The sequence below is a fragment of the Luteibacter aegosomaticola genome (assembly GCF_023078475.1).
Taxonomy (GTDB): Bacteria; Pseudomonadota; Gammaproteobacteria; order Xanthomonadales; family Rhodanobacteraceae; genus Luteibacter; species Luteibacter aegosomaticola.
In genome coordinates, this window is the sequence record NZ_CP095741.1 from 933,265 (window position 1) to 952,871 (window position 19,607).

Genomic DNA, 19,607 nt, shown 5'->3' on the forward strand with positions numbered 1-19,607 from the left:
TTCCTTCAATCCCCGGCGCCCCGGCTTAGCCAGACTCGGCGGCGCCGTATTTTTTTCGACACCAGCCGCTTCGGGCGTCGCAGCGCCCCCAGGAGCCCGCCATGTCCGAGTCGTCCGAGAAGCCCACTGGCCCTGATTTCACCCAGGGCGTGCCCGTGGGCGACATCCCCGCCGAGGGCGTGCTGAAGGGACGCGTCGGTGACGACGCGGTCATTATCGGTCGTATCGCGGGCGGCTTCGCGGCGATCAGTGCATCATGCAGCCACTACGGTGGCGATCTCAGCGAAGGGTTGCGCGTGGATAACGCCGTGCACTGTCCGCTGCATCACGCCTGCTTCGACCTGCTCACGGGCCGCGCGCTGCGAGCCCCTGCGCTATCCCCCGTGGATCGCTGGCGGGTGGATGAGCGCGACGGCAAGGTGTTCATCCAGGAGAAGCTCCCCGCACCCGAGCCAGCCGAGCCCACGGATACCCCTGAACGGCATATCGTGATCGTCGGCGGCGGTGCGGCTGGCTTCGCCGCCGCGCAGCGTCTGCGCGACCTCGGTTTCGACGGCTTGCTTACGATGATCAGTGACGATCCCGATGCGCCGTATGACCGCCCGAATGTGTCCAAGGATTACCTGGCCGGTACAGCGCAGCCCGAGTGGATGCCGCTGAAGGACAAGGCGTTCTACGCGGATAACCGGATCGACCTTCGCCTGGATGTCACCGTGGATCACGTCAACGCCGAGCATCGTACGGTGACGTTGGATACCGGTGACCGGCTCGATTACGACACGTTGTTGCTGTGCACGGGCGCGGAGCCGATCCGTCCTGATGGTCCTGGCTTCGATGATGCCGAGGTCTTCACCGTGCGCACGATGCAAGACGCGCAGGCGATCATCGCGGCGATTGAAAATGGCGGACCGGTGGCGGTGATCGGCAGCAGCTTTATCGGCATGGAGGTCGCGGCGGCGTTGCGCGAGCGCAAGGTCGAGGTGCACGTCGTGAGTCCCGATACGGTGCCGTTGAAGCGCGTGCTGGGTGAGGAGTTCGGCACGATGATCCGCGGTTTGCACGAAGCGCGCGGGGTGCGCTTTCACCTCGGACGCAAGGCGACGGGTTACGTGGATGGCCACGTAACGCTGGATAACGGTGACAAGGTGCGCGCGGCCAAGGTGGTGCTGGGTATCGGTGTGCATCCGCGGACGGATCTTGCCGAGGCGGCGGGCCTGCAGATCGATAACGGCGTGCTGGTGGATGCGACGATGCGTACCTCGGATGAGGATATTTACGCGGCGGGTGATATCGCGCGTTTCCCCGGCCTGGATGATTCGCGTCAGCGCGTGGAGCATTGGGTAGTGGCGGAGCGGCAGGGGCAGGTGGCGGCGGCTGCGATGCTGGGCTTCGATGAAATTTACAACGAAGCGCCGTTCTTCTGGAGCATGCATTACGACACGAGCATACGCTACGTAGGCCATGCGTTAGCGTGGGACGAGATCGAAGTACTGGGCTCCATTGCGAACAAGGACGCCGAAGTCCGCTACAAGAAAAACGGCCGCGAACTCGCCGTAGCCACCGTCAACCGCGACAAAGCGTCCCTCGAAGCCGCCGAACGCCTAACCTCGCTGTAGGAGCGCGCATGCGATCGCAATCAAAGTGACCGAACGCGGAAGTTGCGGCCTTTGATCTTGCCCTCGCGCAAACGGTTCAACGCCTTGTTGGCGAGGTCGCGCTTGATCGCGACATAGGCGCGGGTCGCATAGACGTCGATCTTGCCGATGTCGTTGCCTTGGAGGCCGGCGTCGCCGGTGAGCGCGCCGAGGATGTCGCCCGGGCGCAGTTTGTCCTTGCGGCCTGCGTCGATGACCAGCGTCTTCATCGGTGCGAGGTTTAGTACCTTGCGGCCATCGCCGGGCTTGGCGGGGTAACGCGCAAACGGCTTGCCGAAACGCTCCTCGATCGCCCGCACCTTGTTCAGTTCACGCGAACCCGCAAGGGTGATCGCCAGGCCGCTGGCGCCCGCACGGCCCGTACGGCCACTACGGTGCGTATGCGTATCGGGATCGTGTGCCACGTCGAAGCTCACCACCATCGGCAGGCCGGCGATATCCAGACCGCGTGCCGCGACGTCTGTCGCCACCAGTACGTTGCAACTGCGGTTCGCAAACCTCACCAGTGCCTCGTCGCGATCACGCTGTTCCAGGTCACCGTGCAACGCCAGTGCGCTGAAGCCCAGCTTATCGAGGGCCGCCGCCAGCTCATCGGTATCCTTGCGCATATTGCAGAACACCAGCACCGATTCCGGCTTCTCGTGGTGCAGGATGCGTGCAAGCACGTCCACCTTAAGTGGCGGCTCCACTTCCACCAGGCGCTGCTCGATCGTGCTCTCGGTATGCGGCTCGTCGATCGTCACCAGCACCGGATCCTTCTGCACCCGGCCACTCACGGCACGGATTTCGTCCGGATACGTAGCAGAGAACAGCAGCGTCTGATGATGCTTCGAAATGCGCTTGATGATGTCGTCGATCGCTTCCTCGAACCCCATGTCGAGCATGCGGTCGGCTTCATCGAGCACGAAGGTGTTGATGCCACCACCGTGCAGGCTGCCGCGCTTCAGGTGCTCCTGCACGCGGCCGGGCGTGCCGACGACGATGTGCGGGTCGTGCTCCAGCGACGCGAGCTGCGGGCCGAGCGGCATGCCACCGCACAGGGTGAGCAGCTTCACGTTCGGGATGTTCGTGGCAAGGCGTCGGATCGACTTGGCGACCTGGTCGGCCAGCTCGCGGGTGGGGCAGAGCACCAGCGCCTGCAGGCGGATCTCCGACGGGTCCAGGCGTTGCAGCAGGCCCAGGCCGAAGGCCGCGGTCTTACCGCTGCCGGTGCGCGCCTCGGCGAGCACATCGCGGCCGGCGAGGATGGGCGGCAGGCTTTCGGCCTGCACGGGCGTCATCTCGGTATAGCCGATGGTTTCGACGGCGGCCAGGAGCGCGGGGGAGAGGGGGAGCTGGGTAAAGGTGTTCATACCGGGGATTTTCGCATGAAAGCGTGGGTTCCCCCGGTTCGGCCGTCAGTGGGCGGTGTTTGTCGCCTGAACCGCCGCGTGCGAAGCCTCTTCGAGGTGCGCGTAGGCCAGGCTGGCAAGGTAGATGCCCGCTGCGATCACGGTGTACCAGAGGTAGCGCCGAACCTTGGCCGAAAGGCGGCGGGGACGGCGTGCTGAACCGGTTTCGGTGAGCGCGCGCTCGGCGCGGGCGCGCCGGTGCCTGCCCACGTGCGGGTGGCCGGCCGTCGGGCGATCCGTGTCCTGCGCGGTACTGCGCTGGCTATCCATACATTGTCCCCTGAGATCCGCGGCATGGGCGGACGTGCGGATCGTAAGTGGCTTCAGGGCGCTCCGCTAGTGCCCGAAAGTGATAGGTCCCTGGGTTTCGCCTGCGCCTCGGCCTGGGCAAAGGGCGGCGGTGCGGGGAGGGCGCCGGCGTGCCTGTAAACGTCGCCCGCGTGCGCCGTGCTACCCACGCGCGCGGCGTGGATATCGCGGATGTACCAGGTGTAGAGGGTCAGCATGGCCAGCGCCATGACCAGTACCGCCGCGACGGCGGCGATGGCGGCGGCACGGCTTGTCTGGCGACCGTCGGCGGCGCCCTCAGCGATCACGCCCGCCGCGGCGAGGGGTGTCCATAAGCTGGGCTCGGCCGACGCGGGCCTCGTATCCTGCGGGTCTTCGATCGGGCCAAGCAGGGCCCTCAGCGCACGGCCATCCACGAGCCTGATGTGACGGAAACGCGCGGCGGCATCGACGGCCTGGCGAGTGAACTCCCCGGACGTGATGACCACGGCACCGGTCGCACCGACGGCGGGCATCTGCCCGATCAGCCGGTGAACATCGCTATGCGGCACCTGGAACGCGGTCCAGTGCCGGCACGTGGCCACGATGATCTCGTCGCCGCGGCGAAGGATCAGGTCGATGCCCCGCTCGGCGTTATCGCCGACACCCGAACATTCCACGGCAAAGCCGGCGGCTTCGAAATGCCCCGCGATGCGCTGCTGGAATTCACGCCACGACACCCGGCTGAGCGCGTCGTCGTAACGATGCTGGACAGGTTTGAAGGCCGCGCTCACGCGGCGTTCGCCTGTCGGCGGAACAGTGATACACGGTGCCCACCGGCACCCCGGACGACTTCCATGACGATTCCCCTGTATGCCGTCCGCTGGCGCCCCCGCGCCGGGTCTGACGGTCCGCCTGAATCTAGCGGGTATTCGGCCACATTGCTGTAGTCCAACGCCTACACACAAACGGACAACTCCTTCAAAAACGCGAAGGATCCGTGAAATCAGGGGCCGATAAAGCCAAGGCTTCGTACAATGCCCGGGTTCGCCATTCCCCAGGCGAAGAAGGAGAACGGTGTGCGGAAGAGCAAGGCAGGATTCGGGCTGGTGCTGGCCCTGGTGGCGCCATGGGCGCACGGCGCGGGGTTCGATTGCGCGAAGGCAGGCACCGGCGTGGAGAAAGCGATCTGCGCGTCGCCGAAGGTGTCGGCGCTGGATGGGCAGCTGGGCGACGTGTTCCGTGCGGCGCTGAAGAACCATCCTGGCCAGGCCGAGCTGCTGAAGCTGGACCAGCGGCATTGGCTGGCGGAGCGTGATGCGACGTTGTCTGCGTACCCTTCGGTGAAGGAAGCGGAATCCGGCGTTCTCGCGCTCTACAAGGCGCGCATGAATTTCCTTCGCGGCCTGGATGACACGACGTGGCCCAAGCCCTTTGATGCCCTGCGTCCTGCGCTGGCGAAGCTGCCCACGTCGGGTGTGAAAATCCCTGCTGACTTCGCGAAGGCGGGTGTCGATATCACGCTCTCCGAGGATGTGCCTCTGGAGAAAGCGGATGCGTTCCCCTGGCAAGCGGACGCGAATGTCCGCGACGGCCTGAAGGATCTCGAGAGCTACGGCGGTTACCGCAAGCTGGCAGGCTCGCCGATTAGTTCGGTGTGGTCGCTCGGCGGCACGGCGCATTGCTGGACCGAGGTGCCGTTCCGCATCGAGGGCAAGAAGGCCATCGCGGTGGACTCGCCGACGGTGTGGGGCGACGGCGATTGCATGACGGATCACGGCATCGCGCACATCGCTGGCCAGTACGTCGCGTACGTGGTCGGCGATGGCCGCGCCGATGAAGTGACGCTCGATGCGGCCGTATGGAATGGCAAGGCGTTCGATCCGGGCAAGCAGCTCGTGATGCGCTTTGATCATGTGCTGACAATCGACGGCAGCGCGTGTGCGGGCAGCAAGGGCGCGTGCGACGACTTCGCGAAGCTGGCGATGTCGGCGGCAACCCGCTACGACCGCAGCCCGCAGAAGGGCGTGCTCGACACCGCCTTCGCGCCTTATGACAAGGCGGCGTATGCCGCCCTGGTCAAAGCGGCGCGCGGGCCCGGCGGCCCCCTCGAAAAGGATGGCCAGCCGCCGGAACTCCCCTTGCTGGAAGACACCGGCAAGATGGCCGGCTTCAGCAGCGATGCCGAGGTGTTCCCGCTGGTGTTCCGTGGCGAAACCCTGCTCGGCCTGATCGACCACGGCCACGTGGGTTGGCGCGAGAACAACGACTGGCTGGTGGCTGCCTGGCGCCTGAAGAACGGAAAGCCGGAAGCGGCTGCGGCGGCGTATATCTCGGTCAACCGTGACAAGCTCCTCCTGGCGGCACCCGTACCCGAGCCGCCGGCCGAAACCCACTGAGATAACGCGCGCCATGCACACCTTTGCTACCAGCATGTCGAATGCCGCTCGCTGGATCGGCATCTCCACCGTCATGATCACCGTGGTCGCCATTGCGATCGTGATGAACCGGGACGCACCGGCGACCATCGGCGTGCCGCTCGCGGGTGTGCTCGCTCTGGCGCTTGCCCTGGCCTACGGCATCTCGCCGCTACGTTATGAGATCGGCGGTGGCCGCCTGGTCATCCGCCGCCAGGTGGGGCGCTCGACGGTCGAGCTGCGCGGCGCGGTCATCCGTCCGGATAGCGAGGCTTTCAAGGGCCTTGTACGCGTGATCGGCAACGGCGGGTTCTTCGCGTTCGACGGGCTGTTCTACTCGCGCCGCCTCGGCATGGTGAAAGTGGCGGCGCGCCATCGCGACCACGGTGTGGTCATCCAGCCACCGAGTGGCCGCGCCGTCGTGGTTTCGTTGGATGATCCGCAGGCCTTTATCGCTGCGGCTGTTGGCGAGGGGGCGCTGCTTTCGAACTAGGCTGGGGCGAGGTAGCAAGAAATTGCGGCTCGGTGGTATACACGAAATATCCCCACCGGCAGGAGCCGACACCATGGCACGTGCTTCACGGATGTTCCCCCTCGTCGCAGGCGCGCTGGCGCTCTGCACCTTCGCCACCGCGAGCTTCGCTACGGAAACCCAGGGTTGGGACCAGAGTCGCGGCGTTTATGTCCTGCCCGATGAGCATGGTGCCCAGCTTGGGCTGGTCGCGTATGTCGACCGCCCGACGCACCGCGTGTCCTACGGATTCCGCGAACTGCCGCAGCGCTCCAACTGCGCCGCTGGCTCGATCGGCCGGAGTGCCACGTTCGATATCGAAGGGCAGCGGCTGAATTTCCGCCGCGAATGCGTCAATGGCACGTTTACCTTCGTGCCGCGCAGCACGCCGACCCGCCAGGTGTTTGAAGCGCTGTTGGCGAGCCACCCCGTGCTGCACATGCGGGCGCCGTCGTTCTTCCCGTACACGTACAACCTGGCGGGCCTGCCGGCCGTGCACCAGGCGTTGAATGTGACGATCGCCAGCCGCGGCCGGCGTTGATCCGGAGCCTCACCACTTCACGGTGAGGCTCATTCGCACCGCCTGGTCCTTGGCGCCGCCACCGAACGTATTCGGGTAGCTCGGCCCACGCGCAACGGAGAAATGGTAGTCCTGGCTAGCCAGCCAGGACTTAGTGGCGTGCGCGCCATCGTCCGCCGACTCCGAGACGGCTGAACTCCGGTATTGCCAGCCATCGCTCACCGGGGCGCCCGCTACCCAGCTGGGGTGGCCCGGGTGGTCATTGGCAGCCTGCGCCGGATGAGCCGCGAGCAGGGCGATACCTGCCGCGAGGGTGGCGAGGAGGGACACTTTTGGCCGCGACGCGGCAGGGCACGGAAAGGGCATGGGCGCTGGGTTCCCGGTGTGATGCGGTGGGAAACCGACGCGGGCTTCCCATACCGGGGAACGCAGCAATGCCTGTGCCAGCGGATGTGAAGGCCTTCACACCCGTGAAGGCCAACCGCCGTTGTAGGAGCTTTCAGGCTCGCTTGCGGCGGGCCAGGTAGGCTACGCCCAGGATCGCGAACCACACGGGGCTGGCGATCAGCGCCTGGCGGGTATCCGCCTGCAGGGTGAGCAGCACCAGCACGAAGGCGAAGAACGCGAGGCACACCCAGCACATGAACACGCCGCCCGGCATCTTGTAGGACGACACGGCGTGCAGCTCGGGCCGCTTCTTCCGGTACGCCATGTACGAGCACAGGATCAGCGACCACACGAACATGAAGAGGATCGCGGAGAGCGTGGTCACGAGGGTGAACGCGGTGACGAGGTTAGGCACGACATAAACCAGCATCGCGCCGCCCAGCAGGCACGCGCACGAAAACAGCAGGCCACGCGAGGGCACGGCGGCCTTCGACAGGCGCTTGAACGCGGAAGGTGCGTGGTTCTCTTCGGCCAGGCCGAACAGCATGCGGCTGGTGGAGAAGATGCCGCTGTTGGCGGATGACGTTGCCGAGGTGAGCACCACGAAGTTGATGAGGCTCGCGGCGGCAGGGATGCCCGCCAGCACGAACAATTCCACGAACGGGCTCTTGCCCGGGAGCACCTGGCGCCACGGTGTCACCGACATGATCACGATGAGCGCGAGCACGTAGAACACGATGATGCGCACGGGGATCGAGTTGATCGCCTTGGGCAGGTTGCGCTCCGGGTCCGCCGTTTCCGCGGCGGTCGTACCGACCAGTTCGATACCGACGAAGGCGAACACCGCGATCTGGAAGCCAGCGAAGAACCCGCCGATGCCCATGGGGAACATGCCACCGTCATTCCAGAGGTTGGCGAGTGACGCCACGTGTCCATCGGGCGAACGGAACGCCCATGCCACCATGCCAAAGCCCGTCACGACGAGCGCGCAGATCGCGATGATCTTGATCAGTGCGAACCAGAATTCGAGTTCGCCGAAGAGGCGTACCGTCGTCAGGTTCAGGGTGAGCAGCAAAAGCACGCACAGCACCGCGGGAATCCACGGTGCCAGCGATGGGAACCAGAACTGGGCGTAGTTCGCGATGGCGATGACGTCCGCGATCGCGGTGATGATCCAGCAGAACCAGTACGTCCACCCGCAGAAGAAGCCGGCCCAGGGGCCGAGCAGGTCGGTGGAGAAATCGATGAACGACTTGTAGTCCAGGTTCGAGAGGAGCAGCTCGCCCATCGCACGCATGACGAAAAACAGCATCACGCCGATGATCAGGTAAACGAACAGGATGGACGGCCCCGCGAGGCTGATCGTCTTGCCCGAACCCATGAACAGGCCGGTGCCGATGGCACCGCCGATCGCGATGAGCTGCAGGTGGCGGTTGGACAGGCTACGCCTGAGGTGGTCGGGGTTCGATTCCTGCGGATGGCTCATCGGACAGCGGCTCGCGGTGGGACGGAAGGCAGCACCATAGACGCCTTCCCCCCATCCAGCAAACCGCCGGGGTTTGGGCTTACCAGCCGCGGGTGATGCTCGAGCCGCCGCTCACCGAGGCCTGCACCATGGGCAGGAAGCGGTGCGGGAAGATCGGGTCGATGGCGCTGGCGGCGTCGAGGCGCTGGATCTGCTCGGGCGTGAAGCTCACCTCGAGAGCGGCCAGGTTCTCTTCAAACTGCTTCGCGGTACGCGCGCCCAGGATCGGAATGACGCGGGGCGCCTGCCTGGCGAGCAGCCAGGCAATGGCGGTTTGCGCGGGCGAATGGCCCACGTCTTCCGCGACCTGCTTCAGCGCATCGACGATATCGAGATTGTGCTCGCTCAGCGCGCCCGTACCCGCCGCAACGGCCGCACGGCCACCGTTGAACATGTCCTTGCCCTTGTTGGCCTCGATATCCGCGCGGCTGTACTTGCCGGAGAGCACGCCGCTGCCCAGCGGCGACCAGGCGAGCACGCCGAGATCGAGTGCGTCCGCCATGGGCAGCAGATCGTGCTCCACCGTGCGTTCGATCAGGCTGTATTCGATCTGCAGGGCGACGAACGGCGCCCAGCCACGCAGCTCGGCGAGCATCTGCATGCGCGAGACCTGCCAGGCCGGGGCATCGGAAATGCCGGCATACACGATCTTGCCCGAGCGGACGAGGTCGTCGAAGCCACGCATGATTTCGTCGACCGGCGTGGTGTAGTCCCACACGTGCAGGTAGTACAGGTCGATGTAGTCGGTATTCAGGCGTTTAAGGCTCGCTTCGACCGCGCGCACCATGTTGCGGCGGTGGTTGCCGCCGGTGTTCACGTTGCCCGGCTCGGTATTGAGGCTGTACTTGGTGGCGATCACCGCGCGGTCGCGGCGGCCTTCCAGGAACTTGCCCAGCAGGGTCTCGGAGGTGCCACCGGTATAGAAATTGGCGGTGTCGATGAAGTTGCCGCCGCGTTCCAGGTAGGTATCCAGGATCGTGCGCGATTCGGCTTCGCCGGAGCCCCAGCCCCAGGTCTCGCCGAAGGTCATGGTGCCCAGCGAGACCGGGCTGACGCGCAGGCCGGAACGGCCGAGGGTGGTGTAGCTATCCAGGTGCAGAGCCATGGGGTGTGCCTCAGGTGTGGGAGGGAATGGGGCTACCTTAGGCGCCGGGATAGTGCTGGATAAATCGACCTTGGGCGCATACGCTTTGAAGTGTGGCTTCATAATGGATGCGCCGGATGCAGAACGACCTCTTGCCCGCCATCGCGGCATTTGCCCGCGTGGCGCACCATGCGAGCTTTACCCGGGCCGCCCGGGAACTTGGTGTGTCGCCTTCGGCGCTGTCGCAGAACGTGCGCAGCCTGGAAGCCCGATTGGGCGTGCGCCTGCTTGACCGGAGCACGCGCCGGGTGGGCGTGACCGAGATAGGCCAGCGCTTTCTCGAGGAAGCGCAGGCCGGCCTGGGCGCTATCGGCCGCGCCGTGGAGGCGGTGACTGATTCACGCGAAGCGCCCGCGGGCCTGCTGCGGCTGAACCTGCCCAAGTCCGTCGCCGATATCGCCGTGATTCCGCACCTGGCGGACTTCGCGAAGGCCTACCCGGACGTCACCGTCGAACTGCACTGCGAAAACCGCTTCATCGATCTGGTCGCCATGGGCTTCGACGCCGGCTTCCGCCTGGGCGAGAGCCTGGCCAACGACGTGGTCGCCGTGCCGATTGGCGAGCCGCTCCGCATCGCCACGTTTGCATCGCCTGCCTACCTTGCCGCGCACGGCGCGCCGCAGACGCCGGCCGACCTGCTGCACCATCGTTGCCTGTGCATCCGCCTGGACCCTGAGCGCAGCGTGGCCCGCTGGGACTACACGGTGGATGGCCGGTATATCGAGATCGAGGTGGGCGCGGCCGTCATCAGCAACGATGGCGACCTGTTGCTGGCCGCGGCCCGCGAAGGCCTGGGGGTGGCCTGCCACATGGAGGGGATCGTCGCGGCCGATCTCGCCGCTGGAACGCTGGTACCGGTACTAACGGACTACTGGCCAACTTTCGGCGCCTTCCACCTGTACTATCCAAGCCGTGTGCACATGCCCAGGAAGCTTCGCGTGTTCATCGATTTCCTGCGCCAGCGCCACGCCACGTAAGCGCCCATGGAGACCGTCATGATCGACCCCGCACGCCGGCAACTGATCGAGATCTACCTTGCCGCGTACAATCACTTCGATATCCCCGGCATGCTCGGCGCGCTCACCGACGACGTGCGTTTCGAACACCATCAGGGTGGCGAGCTGAGCGTGGCCACCGACGGCAAGGCCGACCTGGAGAAGCTGGCGCGCGTGGGCGCTCAGTTATTCGCCGCTCGCGAACAGAAAATCGTCGAGCTCGAGGAGCGTGGCAGCGACATCGTGGCCACCATCGATTTCCACGGCGAGATCGCCGAAGACATTCCCGAAGGCCCGCGCGCAGGCACCATTATCGAGATGCAGGGCACCACCGAATTCGGTTTCGCCCCGCACGGCAAGATCTGCAAGGTGATTGACCGCGCCTGAGCGTTTAGTTCGCCAGGCGTGCCACCGCGGCCAGCAGGCTCTTGCGGTCATACGGCTTGGCCAGGTATTCCATGCGCGGCAGCAGCCAGTCGTGCTGTTCACGCATCTCACCCGACGCTACCAGCACGCGCATGTCGGCATGTCGCGTCGCGAGTTCCTGGCCAGATACCGTGCCCGGCATGCGTACGTCGGTGAAAAGAACATCTGCCGTGCCGTTTTCGAGCCAGCGTTCGGCTTCGTCGCCGTTTGGTGCGGTGTGCACGGTATGCCCTTCGCCCTCCAGGATCATGGCGGAAATCTCGCGGATGGCGTCATCGTCCTCGACAAGCAGGACGACCAGGGGGCGTGTGGTCATGGCTCAGGTTTCGCAGGGAATCGGCGAGGCAAATAACGTGCGCAGCGTGAAGGCGCCGTCAAGGGGTGCGTGCATGCGCATGCTATTCCATTGCTGCGTCACGCGCCGCATCATAGGGTTTTCCAGACCCTTGGGAAAGTCGCGCCGCCTATGTCGGAATCAAAGGAAAGAAGCGCGGGCAGGTCGCCATTTGCAGCGGGGATGACACGTGGCAAGGCGTGACACGTTACTCGTCGTGAATGATGACGCGGCGATCAGGGAGGCCTTTCGCGCGCCCCTGGAGCACGCCGGCTACCAGGTGATGGAGGCGGGAACGGGCGCGGAAGGCATGCGGCTTCTTTCGCGAAGCGCTATCGATGCGTTGATCCTCGATGTGAACCTGCCGGATGTGACTGGCTTCGACATCGTCCGTGATGTGCGCGCCCATTCCGAAACGCAGTTGCTGCCTGTCGTGCTCGTATCTGCCGCGGCGGTCGATACCGCGGAGATCGTCGCAGGTCTGGATAACGGCGCCGATGCCTATCTTTCGCAGCAGACCGAGCCCGGTATCTTGCTGGCGACGATACGTACCTTGCTACGTGTACGCGATGCAGAGCGTGCGCTACGCGATGCCGAGGCGCGTGTGCGCGAGATCTTCACCACGATCGCCGCGCCCATGGCGGTCGTCGATGGCGACCTGCACGTCAATGAAAGCAACGATGCATTTGCCCGTCTTCTTGATGGACGCATGGAAGGGCAGGCGCTCGATGCGTGGTTCGAGCCCGGCCAGCACGAAACGATCGAGGCGATGCGTATCGCCCTGGGCGGCAAACGACGCTGGCGCGGTCTGTTGTCCATCCGCTCCAGCGGCATGGTGCGTGAGACCGAATGGCGCGTCACGCCTTATCGCGATGGTGCGGGCATGGTCTCTGTCGAAGACGTGACCGAACAGCGCCGTCGCGAGCGCGATCAGCTTGAACAGATCGATACAGCAGCGACCCAGCTTGCCGCGGAAGTCGCCGTGCGCGAGCGTGCCGAGTCGCAGCTGCTCCAGGCGCAGAAGATGGATGCGCTGGGCAAGCTCACCGGCGGCATCGCCCACGACTTCAACAACCTGCTGACCAGCATCATCACGGGCATTGACCTGATCAACCGCCAGGTGGGTTCGGGTAAGCCGGAAGGGGTCGAACGTTTCGCGGATGCGGCCATGGGCGCCGCGCGTCGTGCCGCGGCGCTCACCCATCGGCTGCTGGCGTTCGCGCGGCAACAGCCGCTGGATGCGAAGGCCATCGATGTGAACGAGCGCGTGAGCGCGATGGAAGACATGTTGCGCCGGACGCTTGGTGAGGCCGTGACCTTGCAGGCCCACCTGGCCTATGGCCGCATGGTGGCCAGCGTGGACGGCAACCAGCTCGATAACGCGTTACTCAATCTCGTGATCAACGCGCGTGATGCGATGACCGTTGGAGGCACCATCACGGTGTCGACGCGGCTCGAGACGGTCGGCACGAATGACGAGTTGCAGCCCGGTGCCTATGTGGTGCTAGGTGTTTCGGATACGGGGACGGGCATCGAGCCCGCGCTGCTGGAAAAGGTGTTCGAGCCATTCTTCACCACCAAGCCCATCGGCAAGGGTACGGGGCTCGGCCTGTCCATGATCTATGGCTTCGCCCGGCAGTCTGGCGGTGGCGTGCGCATCGCCAGCGAAGTGGGGAAAGGCACGGAAGTCTCCCTGTGGCTACCGGTGGACGAGGGCGATATCGAGCCCGTGAAGCCGCGGCGCGCGCGCTCCGAAGGCGGGCACGGCGAGCGGGTACTCATCGTGGAAGATACCGATGCGCTGCGCGAACTGGCCTGTGCGGCGTTGGTATCGGCGGGCTACGCGTGCACCGAGACGGGCGATATCGGCGAAGCACTCCGGATGCTGCGTGGCGACGATCCCATCGATCTGCTGCTCACCGACGTGGGCATGCCTGACATGGACGGGCGTGAACTCGCCAGGACCGCGCGCGCCTGGCGGCCGGAGCTGCCCGTCCTGTTCATGACGGGGTACGCGGAAAATGCCGCCGACCCCAGCCGGTTCCTCGGCCCGGGCATGGAGATCCTGCTGAAGCCGTTCGAAGTGGGGACGCTGCTGGACCGCGTGCGTGGCGCGCTGGGCTAGCAAGCTATCCGAAATTGCCGATATCCCCCGGCCCCGCAACCACTTATGATGCGGCCTACAACGACGACAGGCGTTTTCAGGGGAACGGGATGTCGGAAGGAACACGGGGCGGCGTCCTCGGCGACCATCGGTTTGTCGCCGAGATGGACGCATTACAGAAATTCGGCCGGCTGGAGAAAGATGCGCAGCTAGGCGACGCGCAGGCGCAGTTTCGCGTCGGCGTCATGTATTTCGACGGCGAACACGTCGCGCAGGACCGCACGCGGTCGGCCCACTGGCTGCGCCGCGCCGCCGAACAGGGCCATCTTGACGGGCAGTTCCGCCTGGCCATGCAGTACGCCGAAGGCCATGGCGTGCTTCGGGACCCTGCCGAAGCGGCCGAGTGGCTGCGCCGGGCCGCGGAAGTCGGCCACGCCGAGGCGCAATGCGCGCTGGGCACCTTGTATGCGCGTGGCCACGGTGTGGCCGCGGACCGCCAGCAGGCGCTGCACTGGTGGGGCATGGCCGCCGACCAGGGCCATGCCCAGGCCTGCGTCAACCTGGGGGTGTCGCATTATTTCGGCCGTGGCGTGCCGCGTGACGCCGAGCTGGCGTTCGCCTTCTACAACAAGGCGATCGAGCGCGGCGACCCCACCAGCCGTGGCTATGCCGACGCCCTGTGCAGCGTCGCGCACATGTACGTCGACGGGATTGGCGTGCACGCCGATGCCGCCATGGGCGCCCACCATTACCGTCGCGCCGCGGAACTGGGCAACAGCATCGCCCAGTTCACCCTGGGCAAGATGTACCTCGAAGCCAGCGGCCTCGCCGCTGATCGCGAGCAGGCACGCTACTGGTTTGGCCGGGCGGCCGAGCAGGGCGATAACGAAGCGAAGCAGCGCCTTGCGGAACTGGATGCGGAAGGCTATGAACCCGAGCAAGTCTCCGCCCGCCAGGCGGCCAGCGGCCCGCAGGACGCGGCGGGTCAGTACCAGCTGGGCATGCGCCTGGCTACCGGCGATGGCGTGGCCCGCAACGACCCGGACGCGGTGCGCTGGCTGGCGCTGGCCGCGGAAAAGGGTCATCCCCAGGCCCAGCACGCGCTCGCCCGGATGATCGATGGCGGCCGCGGCGTCCAGCGCAATATCGAGGAAGTGCTGCGCCTGCTCCGCCTGGCTGCCGGGCAAGGTTTGCCCGAGGCCCAGTACGAACTGGGTCGCCTGCACGAGGAGGGGGATGGCGTGCAACCCAACACCGCCATTGCCCGTGCCTGGTATCGCAAGGCAGCCTCCCGCGGGCACCTCAAGGCCCTGAAAAGGCTCGAGAAGCGCCAGTGGTGGCGGTTCTGGTAACCCGCCGCCAGGGTCCGCGCAAGCGTGACTTCCGGCGCTAGCTAACCCCACCCCTGCGGGCGGACCATCGGCGGGTCCACCACCAGGGGTTTCCCATGCGTAAAACTCTCGTCAGCGCGATCGCCGTGGCGCTCGCCGGCCTGTCCACCGTCGCCGCCGCCCAGCAGGCGACCACCCAGCTGCCGCGCACCGTGCGCCCGTCGCATTACGACGTCTCGGTGGTACCGCACGCCGACAAGCTCACCTTCGATGGCAAGGTCGGCATTGATATCGAGGTCCTGGAACCCACGGCAACGATCACGCTGAACGCGATCGACATGAGCTTCGCCAACGTGACGCTGGCCGCCGCGAAGGGCAAGGCCGGCTTCGGTGCGCCGAAGGTCTCGATCGATGCGGAAAACCAGACCGCGACGTTCACGTTCGCCAAGCCGCTGGCCGCTGGCGCGTACCGCCTGTCGATGGATTACACCGGCAAGATCGGCACCCAGGCCAACGGCCTGTTCGCGATCGATTACGACACCAAGGCCTCGGGCAAGAAGCGCGCGCTGTACACGCAGTTCGAAAATTCCGATGCCCGCCGTTTCATTCCGTCATGGGATGAGCCGAACTACAAGGCTACCTTCACCCTCGACGCCACCGTGCCGTCCGCCGATATGGCCGTGAGCAACATGCCCGCCGCATCGAAGAAGGATGTGGGCCATGGCATGGTGAAGTGGAGCTTCGGCCAGTCGCCGAAGATGTCGACCTACCTGGTGTTTTTTGGTGCGGGCGAGTTCGACCGCATCACCACCAAGAGCGAAGGCGTCGAGATCGGCGTCATCACCCAGAAGGGCCTGACCTCGCAGGCGCAGTTCACGCTGGACTCCGGCAGCGCCGTGCTGAAGGAATACAACAACTACTTCGGCGTGCCGTACCCGCTGCCGAAGCTCGATAACATCGCCAGCCCGGGCCAGAGCCAGTTCTTCGCCGCCATGGAAAACTGGGGCGCGATCTACACCTTCGAATACGCGCTGCTGCTCGACCCGACCATTTCCACCCAGGCCGACAAGCAGGAAGTGTTCAACACGGCGGCGCATGAAATGGCGCACCAGTGGTTCGGCGACCTGGTGACCATGCAGTGGTGGGACGACCTGTGGCTCAACGAAGGCTTCGCCTCTTGGCTCGCCGCGCGCACCACCGAGCGCCTGCATCCGGAATGGCACACCAATCTTGAAAACGTCGGCACGCGCGAAAGCGCGATGGCCCGCGACAGCGTCGTCACCACCCACCCGGTGGTGCAGCGCGTGGCCACGGTGGAGCAGGCCAGCCAGGCGTTTGACTCGATTACTTACGCCAAGGGTGAGTCCGTCATCCGCATGCTCGAGGCCTACGTGGGTCCGGATGCATGGCGCAAGGGCGTGCAGGCGTATATCAAGGCCCACGCATACGGCAACACGGTGTCCGACGACCTGTGGAAGGAAATCGATGCGGCCGCTGGCAAGCCGGTCACGCAGATCGCGCATGATTTCACACTGCAGCCGGGTATCCCGCTGGTGAAGGTGGAGTCGGTGTCGTGTGCGAATGGTTCGACCACGCTGACCCTGTCGCAGGGTGAGTTCACCCGCGATCGCCCGGACAAGAAGCCGCTGCACTGGAACGTGCCGGTGATCGCGAAGACGCTGGGTGGCGCACCTGCTTCCACCCTGCTCGACGGCAAGGGAACGCTCACCGTCGCGGGTTGCGGCCCGGTCATCGTCAACGCCGGCCAGACCGGCTACTACCGCACGCAGTACACCCCGGCACTGGTCAAGCAGCTGCTGGGCGCGTTCACCAAGCTCGATCCGATCGACCAGCTCGGCGTGATGAGCGATACCTGGGCGCAGGGCATGGTGGGCCTGCAGCCGACCTCCGATGGGCTCGACCTGATCAAGGCCACGCCGCTCGATGCTTCGCCGCAGTTGTGGCAGGAAGTGGCCGGCAACCTGGCCATGCTCGATACCTATTACCAGGGTGACGCGGCGCGCCAGGCGGTATTCCGCAAGTTCGCCATCAGCCGTCTCTCGCCCAAGCTCGACCAGGTGGGCTGGGAAGCGAAGCAGGGCGAGGAAGTGCCGGTCGCGATCCTGCGTTCTTCGCTGATCGGCACGCTCGGCTTCCTTGGCGACGCCAAGGTGGTGGCGGAAGCGCGTAGCCGCTTCGAAAAGAACAGCATGCCGCCGGAACTGCGCAAGACCATCCTGGGCGTCGTGGCGACCAACGCCGATGCTGCGACGTGGGACAAGCTGCACGAGCAGGCCAAGGCGGAGAAGACCCCGCTGGTGAAGGATCGCCTGTACGGCATGCTCGCGGCCGCCCGCGACAATGCGCTCGCCCAGCGCGCGCTTGACCTCGCCCTGACCGACGAGCCGGGTGCGACCAACAGCGCTGGCCTTATCCGCGGCGTGTCGCGCCTGCACCCGGAACTGGCCTTCGACTTCGCCGTCGCCCACAAGGACCAGGTCGACAAGTTCGTCGACTCGACCTCCACGGCGCGCTACTACCCGGCGATCGCTGGCATGTCGATGCAGAAGGCGACGATCGACAAGATCAACGCGTTCTCGGCCAAGTACATCGCCGAAGGCTCGCGTCGCGATGCGGAGACCACGGTCAGCAGCATCACGTACCGCATGATGGTCCGCGACCAGCGCCTCCCGGCCGTGGACGCATGGCTCAAGAAGAACGGCTGATGCGGTAAGGTAAGGGGCCTTCGGGCCCCTGTAGGAGCGCGCTTGCGCGCGATAGGGGTTGCGACAAGCCCCATCGCGCGCAAGCGCGCTCCTGCATGAATTCTTACGATGCGAAACTTACGACACCTGGTCTTCCTTCTCGCGGCCGCCGCTGTACTGCCCGCCTGTGCCAGGGAAGCCACGCCCGTACGCGGTTACACCGTCGTGCACCGCTACCCGCATGATCCGAAGGCCTTCACCGAAGGCCTCTTCTACGAAGACGGGTTCCTCTACGAAAGCACGGGCGAGTACGACGGCGCCGGCGTGCGCAAGGTGGAACTCGACACCGGCAAGGTGGTGCAGCAGCGCGATGTGCCGCAGGGATACTTTGGCGAAGGCATCGTGTTCGCCGGCCCCTACCTGCTCCAGCTCACCTGGCGACAGGGCGTCGGCTTCCTCTACGACCGCAGCTCTTTCGAGCTGAAGGGCACGCTGCGCTACAGCGGCGAAGGCTGGGCGCTCACCCGCGACGCCACGCATCTCTACATGAGCGATGGCACGCCGGTGATCCGCGTGCTGGACCCCGATACGTTCAAGCAGACCGGCAGCATCACCGTCACCGACGACGGCGTGCCGGTCCAGATGGTGAATGAGCTGGAGTGGGTGAAGGGCGCGATCTACGCCAACGTGTGGCAGACCAGCCGTATCGCCCGCATCGACCCGAAGACCGGCAAGGTCATCGACTGGATTGAACTGGCCCCGTTGGTCAAGGAGCAGCACGTCGGTAACGATCCCGATGCCGTGCTCAACGGCATCGCCTACGATGCCAAACACGACCGCCTGTTCATCACCGGCAAGCGCTGGTCGAACCTCTACGAAATCAAGATCAAACCCTGAAAGCTGTAGGAGCCCACCCTGTGGGCGACATCTTTCGCCTCACCGCTGCAGGCCCTGTGACGTTCTCGCGAACGGCGTCGCCCACAGGGTGGGCTCCTACAACATCGCGAAAGATGTCGCCCACAGGGTGGGCTCCTACAAGGGCGGGGTGCGCTCGCAGGCGGCGGTTAGTGCTTCCTTGAAGCTGCCGGGTGTGGTCAGGCGTGCGGCCAGCGTGCCCTTGAAGGCATCGCCGTGGCCGCAGGCGGGCAGGCGGTAGAGGTCGGTGGGATCGTCGTGGCGGTCAGCGCCATGCGAGACGAGGCAGCTCTTTTCCAGGGAGATCACGACCGTGCCGGCACATAGCCGGCGGGCCAGGGCGTTGATCGTGGCGTCGCCCATGCCTGTCACCGCCTGGGCGGTGACATCGATATTGAGGAAACGCCCGCAGGCGTGGGCGAACTCGTGCAGTCCGAGCAGGAGCACATCGGTGCTCGCGAACTCGCGAACGGAAAGGCGCGGCGGCAACGGGCCGGGATCGAGGATGCGCAGCAGGCGCTTGGCGCCCGCAAATTCCAGCGCAGCGGCGATGGTATCGATGTTGGCCTCCGCGGAGGCCAACAGCACCGAAGCCTCATCGAACAGGTCGCCCTGTGCGGCGACGAAGGCCGCGTCGAGGTGTTCGTTGGCGCCGGAGGAGAGGACGGCGAGCGACTGCCCGCGCGGTTCTTCGAACAGACCGGTGCGCCCGGTACGCGTGCCGGACACCACCTGCCAGCGCGCGTCCACCAGCGGCGGCAGCCCCGAAGGGTCGATGATGTCGTCGCCGATGGCGGCGATCAGGCCGGTGCCCGTGCCGGTGTGGGCGGCGGCGACGGCCTGGTGGAAGGCCTTGCCGCCGGGCCGCCGTTCAAACGACTCGGCGTGTACAGGCTCGCCGGCGCGAGGAAGGCGCGGCACGCGCCAGCGTTCTTCCTCGCTATACCCGCCAACGACCAGCAGGCGGATACCCGTCATGG

Annotated in this window: 18 protein-coding genes; 10 read left to right on the forward strand and 8 right to left on the reverse strand. The window is 65.6% G+C overall.

The genetic code is table 11. The annotated features are described in order from the left end of the window. Window positions 1-101 precede the first annotated feature (101 nt). Window positions 102-1,616, forward strand: a complete 1,515-nt coding sequence (locus L2Y96_RS04065) for an FAD-dependent oxidoreductase (RefSeq protein WP_247332710.1) — start codon at window positions 102-104, stop codon at window positions 1,614-1,616. A gap of 20 nt (window positions 1,617-1,636) precedes the next feature. On the opposite strand, the gene dbpA is transcribed toward L2Y96_RS04065, so the two are convergent. From dbpA to L2Y96_RS04080, 3 genes are read right to left on the reverse strand one after another with little or no spacing between them, the layout of a single operon-like run. After that, window positions 1,637-3,007 carry an ATP-dependent RNA helicase DbpA gene (dbpA, locus tag L2Y96_RS04070; protein WP_247332712.1) on the reverse strand — a complete coding sequence of 457 codons (1,371 nt, stop codon included), beginning with the start codon at window positions 3,005-3,007 and terminating at the stop codon, window positions 1,637-1,639. Window positions 3,008-3,052: 45 nt separating this feature from the next. After that, a complete protein-coding gene (locus L2Y96_RS04075; protein WP_247332714.1) occupies window positions 3,053-3,316 on the reverse strand; it encodes a hypothetical protein in 264 nt (87 codons plus the stop codon). 53 nt (window positions 3,317-3,369) lie between these two features. Next, entirely contained in the window at window positions 3,370-4,107 is a 738-nt protein-coding gene (locus tag L2Y96_RS04080) for a restriction endonuclease (RefSeq protein WP_247332715.1), read from the reverse strand. Window positions 4,108-4,350: 243 nt separating this feature from the next. Between L2Y96_RS04080 and L2Y96_RS04085 the strand changes: the two genes are divergently transcribed. The 3 genes from L2Y96_RS04085 to L2Y96_RS04095 all read left to right on the forward strand — a co-directional run bounded on the left by L2Y96_RS04085 (window position 4,351) and on the right by L2Y96_RS04095 (window position 6,782). After that, window positions 4,351-5,712: a lysozyme inhibitor LprI family protein gene (locus tag L2Y96_RS04085; protein ID WP_247332724.1), complete on the forward strand. Its 1,362-nt coding sequence runs from the start codon at window positions 4,351-4,353 to the stop codon at window positions 5,710-5,712. A 13-nt stretch (window positions 5,713-5,725) separates the two neighbouring features. Next, window positions 5,726-6,223 (forward strand): PH domain-containing protein, encoded by a 498-nt coding sequence (locus L2Y96_RS04090; protein ID WP_247332726.1) that lies wholly within the window; start codon window positions 5,726-5,728, stop codon window positions 6,221-6,223. Between the two features lie 73 nt (window positions 6,224-6,296). Further along, a complete protein-coding gene (locus L2Y96_RS04095; protein WP_247332728.1) occupies window positions 6,297-6,782 on the forward strand; it encodes a hypothetical protein in 486 nt (161 codons plus the stop codon). 9 nt (window positions 6,783-6,791) lie between these two features. Here L2Y96_RS04095 and L2Y96_RS04100 read toward each other — a convergent pair whose 3' ends face one another. From L2Y96_RS04100 to L2Y96_RS04110, 3 genes are all read right to left on the reverse strand, one after another. After that, window positions 6,792-7,091, reverse strand: a complete 300-nt coding sequence (locus tag L2Y96_RS04100) for a hypothetical protein (protein WP_247332730.1) — start codon at window positions 7,089-7,091, stop codon at window positions 6,792-6,794. Between the two features lie 169 nt (window positions 7,092-7,260). Continuing rightward, window positions 7,261-8,634, reverse strand: coding sequence for a D-serine/D-alanine/glycine transporter (gene cycA / locus L2Y96_RS04105; protein WP_247332732.1), 1,374 nt, complete (start codon window positions 8,632-8,634; stop codon window positions 7,261-7,263). Between the two features lie 79 nt (window positions 8,635-8,713). Further along, window positions 8,714-9,778, reverse strand: coding sequence for an aldo/keto reductase (locus tag L2Y96_RS04110; protein ID WP_247332733.1), 1,065 nt, complete (start codon window positions 9,776-9,778; stop codon window positions 8,714-8,716). Window positions 9,779-9,894: 116 nt separating this feature from the next. Between L2Y96_RS04110 and L2Y96_RS04115 the strand changes: the two genes are divergently transcribed. Beyond that, window positions 9,895-10,794 carry a LysR family transcriptional regulator gene (locus L2Y96_RS04115; RefSeq protein WP_247332735.1) on the forward strand — a complete coding sequence of 300 codons (900 nt, stop codon included), beginning with the start codon at window positions 9,895-9,897 and terminating at the stop codon, window positions 10,792-10,794. Between the two features lie 18 nt (window positions 10,795-10,812). Then, complete coding sequence (locus L2Y96_RS04120) at window positions 10,813-11,199, forward strand: nuclear transport factor 2 family protein (RefSeq protein WP_247332737.1); 387 nt, start codon at window positions 10,813-10,815, stop codon at window positions 11,197-11,199. A 4-nt stretch (window positions 11,200-11,203) separates the two neighbouring features. On the opposite strand, the gene L2Y96_RS04125 is transcribed toward L2Y96_RS04120, so the two are convergent. Next, window positions 11,204-11,554 carry a response regulator gene (locus L2Y96_RS04125; RefSeq protein ID WP_247332739.1) on the reverse strand — a complete coding sequence of 117 codons (351 nt, stop codon included), beginning with the start codon at window positions 11,552-11,554 and terminating at the stop codon, window positions 11,204-11,206. Window positions 11,555-11,762: 208 nt separating this feature from the next. On the opposite strand from L2Y96_RS04125, the gene L2Y96_RS04130 reads away from it, so the two are divergent. The 4 genes from L2Y96_RS04130 to L2Y96_RS04145 all read left to right on the forward strand — a co-directional run bounded on the left by L2Y96_RS04130 (window position 11,763) and on the right by L2Y96_RS04145 (window position 18,609). Beyond that, window positions 11,763-13,697, forward strand: coding sequence for a response regulator (locus L2Y96_RS04130; RefSeq protein ID WP_247332750.1), 1,935 nt, complete (start codon window positions 11,763-11,765; stop codon window positions 13,695-13,697). Between the two features lie 89 nt (window positions 13,698-13,786). Then, entirely contained in the window at window positions 13,787-15,028 is a 1,242-nt protein-coding gene (locus L2Y96_RS04135; RefSeq protein WP_247332760.1) for a tetratricopeptide repeat protein, read from the forward strand. A gap of 95 nt (window positions 15,029-15,123) precedes the next feature. After that, a complete protein-coding gene (locus L2Y96_RS04140; RefSeq protein ID WP_247332762.1) occupies window positions 15,124-17,733 on the forward strand; it encodes a M1 family metallopeptidase in 2,610 nt (869 codons plus the stop codon). Between the two features lie 108 nt (window positions 17,734-17,841). After that, window positions 17,842-18,609: a glutaminyl-peptide cyclotransferase gene (locus tag L2Y96_RS04145; RefSeq protein ID WP_247332763.1), complete on the forward strand. Its 768-nt coding sequence runs from the start codon at window positions 17,842-17,844 to the stop codon at window positions 18,607-18,609. Between the two features lie 135 nt (window positions 18,610-18,744). On the opposite strand, the gene L2Y96_RS04150 is transcribed toward L2Y96_RS04145, so the two are convergent. Then, window positions 18,745-19,605, reverse strand: coding sequence for a PfkB family carbohydrate kinase (locus tag L2Y96_RS04150; RefSeq protein WP_247332765.1), 861 nt, complete (start codon window positions 19,603-19,605; stop codon window positions 18,745-18,747). Window positions 19,606-19,607: the final 2 nt, after the last annotated feature.

Coding starts and splice junctions, on each gene's coding strand:
- L2Y96_RS04150 (WP_247332765.1), bottom strand. CDS start 19,605: ATGACGGGTATCCGCCTGCTGGTCGTTGGCGGGTATAGCGAGGAAGAA.
- L2Y96_RS04090 (WP_247332726.1), top strand. CDS start 5,726: ATGCACACCTTTGCTACCAGCATGTCGAATGCCGCTCGCTGGATCGGC.
- L2Y96_RS04095 (WP_247332728.1), top strand. CDS start 6,297: ATGGCACGTGCTTCACGGATGTTCCCCCTCGTCGCAGGCGCGCTGGCG.
- L2Y96_RS04085 (WP_247332724.1), top strand. CDS start 4,351: ATGCCCGGGTTCGCCATTCCCCAGGCGAAGAAGGAGAACGGTGTGCGG.
- L2Y96_RS04135 (WP_247332760.1), top strand. CDS start 13,787: ATGTCGGAAGGAACACGGGGCGGCGTCCTCGGCGACCATCGGTTTGTC.
- L2Y96_RS04140 (WP_247332762.1), top strand. CDS start 15,124: ATGCGTAAAACTCTCGTCAGCGCGATCGCCGTGGCGCTCGCCGGCCTG.
- L2Y96_RS04110 (WP_247332733.1), bottom strand. CDS start 9,778: ATGGCTCTGCACCTGGATAGCTACACCACCCTCGGCCGTTCCGGCCTG.
- cycA (WP_247332732.1), bottom strand. CDS start 8,634: ATGAGCCATCCGCAGGAATCGAACCCCGACCACCTCAGGCGTAGCCTG.
- L2Y96_RS04115 (WP_247332735.1), top strand. CDS start 9,895: ATGCAGAACGACCTCTTGCCCGCCATCGCGGCATTTGCCCGCGTGGCG.
- L2Y96_RS04075 (WP_247332714.1), bottom strand. CDS start 3,316: ATGGATAGCCAGCGCAGTACCGCGCAGGACACGGATCGCCCGACGGCC.
- L2Y96_RS04065 (WP_247332710.1), top strand. CDS start 102: ATGTCCGAGTCGTCCGAGAAGCCCACTGGCCCTGATTTCACCCAGGGC.
- dbpA (WP_247332712.1), bottom strand. CDS start 3,007: ATGAACACCTTTACCCAGCTCCCCCTCTCCCCCGCGCTCCTGGCCGCC.
- L2Y96_RS04145 (WP_247332763.1), top strand. CDS start 17,842: ATGCGAAACTTACGACACCTGGTCTTCCTTCTCGCGGCCGCCGCTGTA.
- L2Y96_RS04120 (WP_247332737.1), top strand. CDS start 10,813: ATGATCGACCCCGCACGCCGGCAACTGATCGAGATCTACCTTGCCGCG.
- L2Y96_RS04125 (WP_247332739.1), bottom strand. CDS start 11,554: ATGACCACACGCCCCCTGGTCGTCCTGCTTGTCGAGGACGATGACGCC.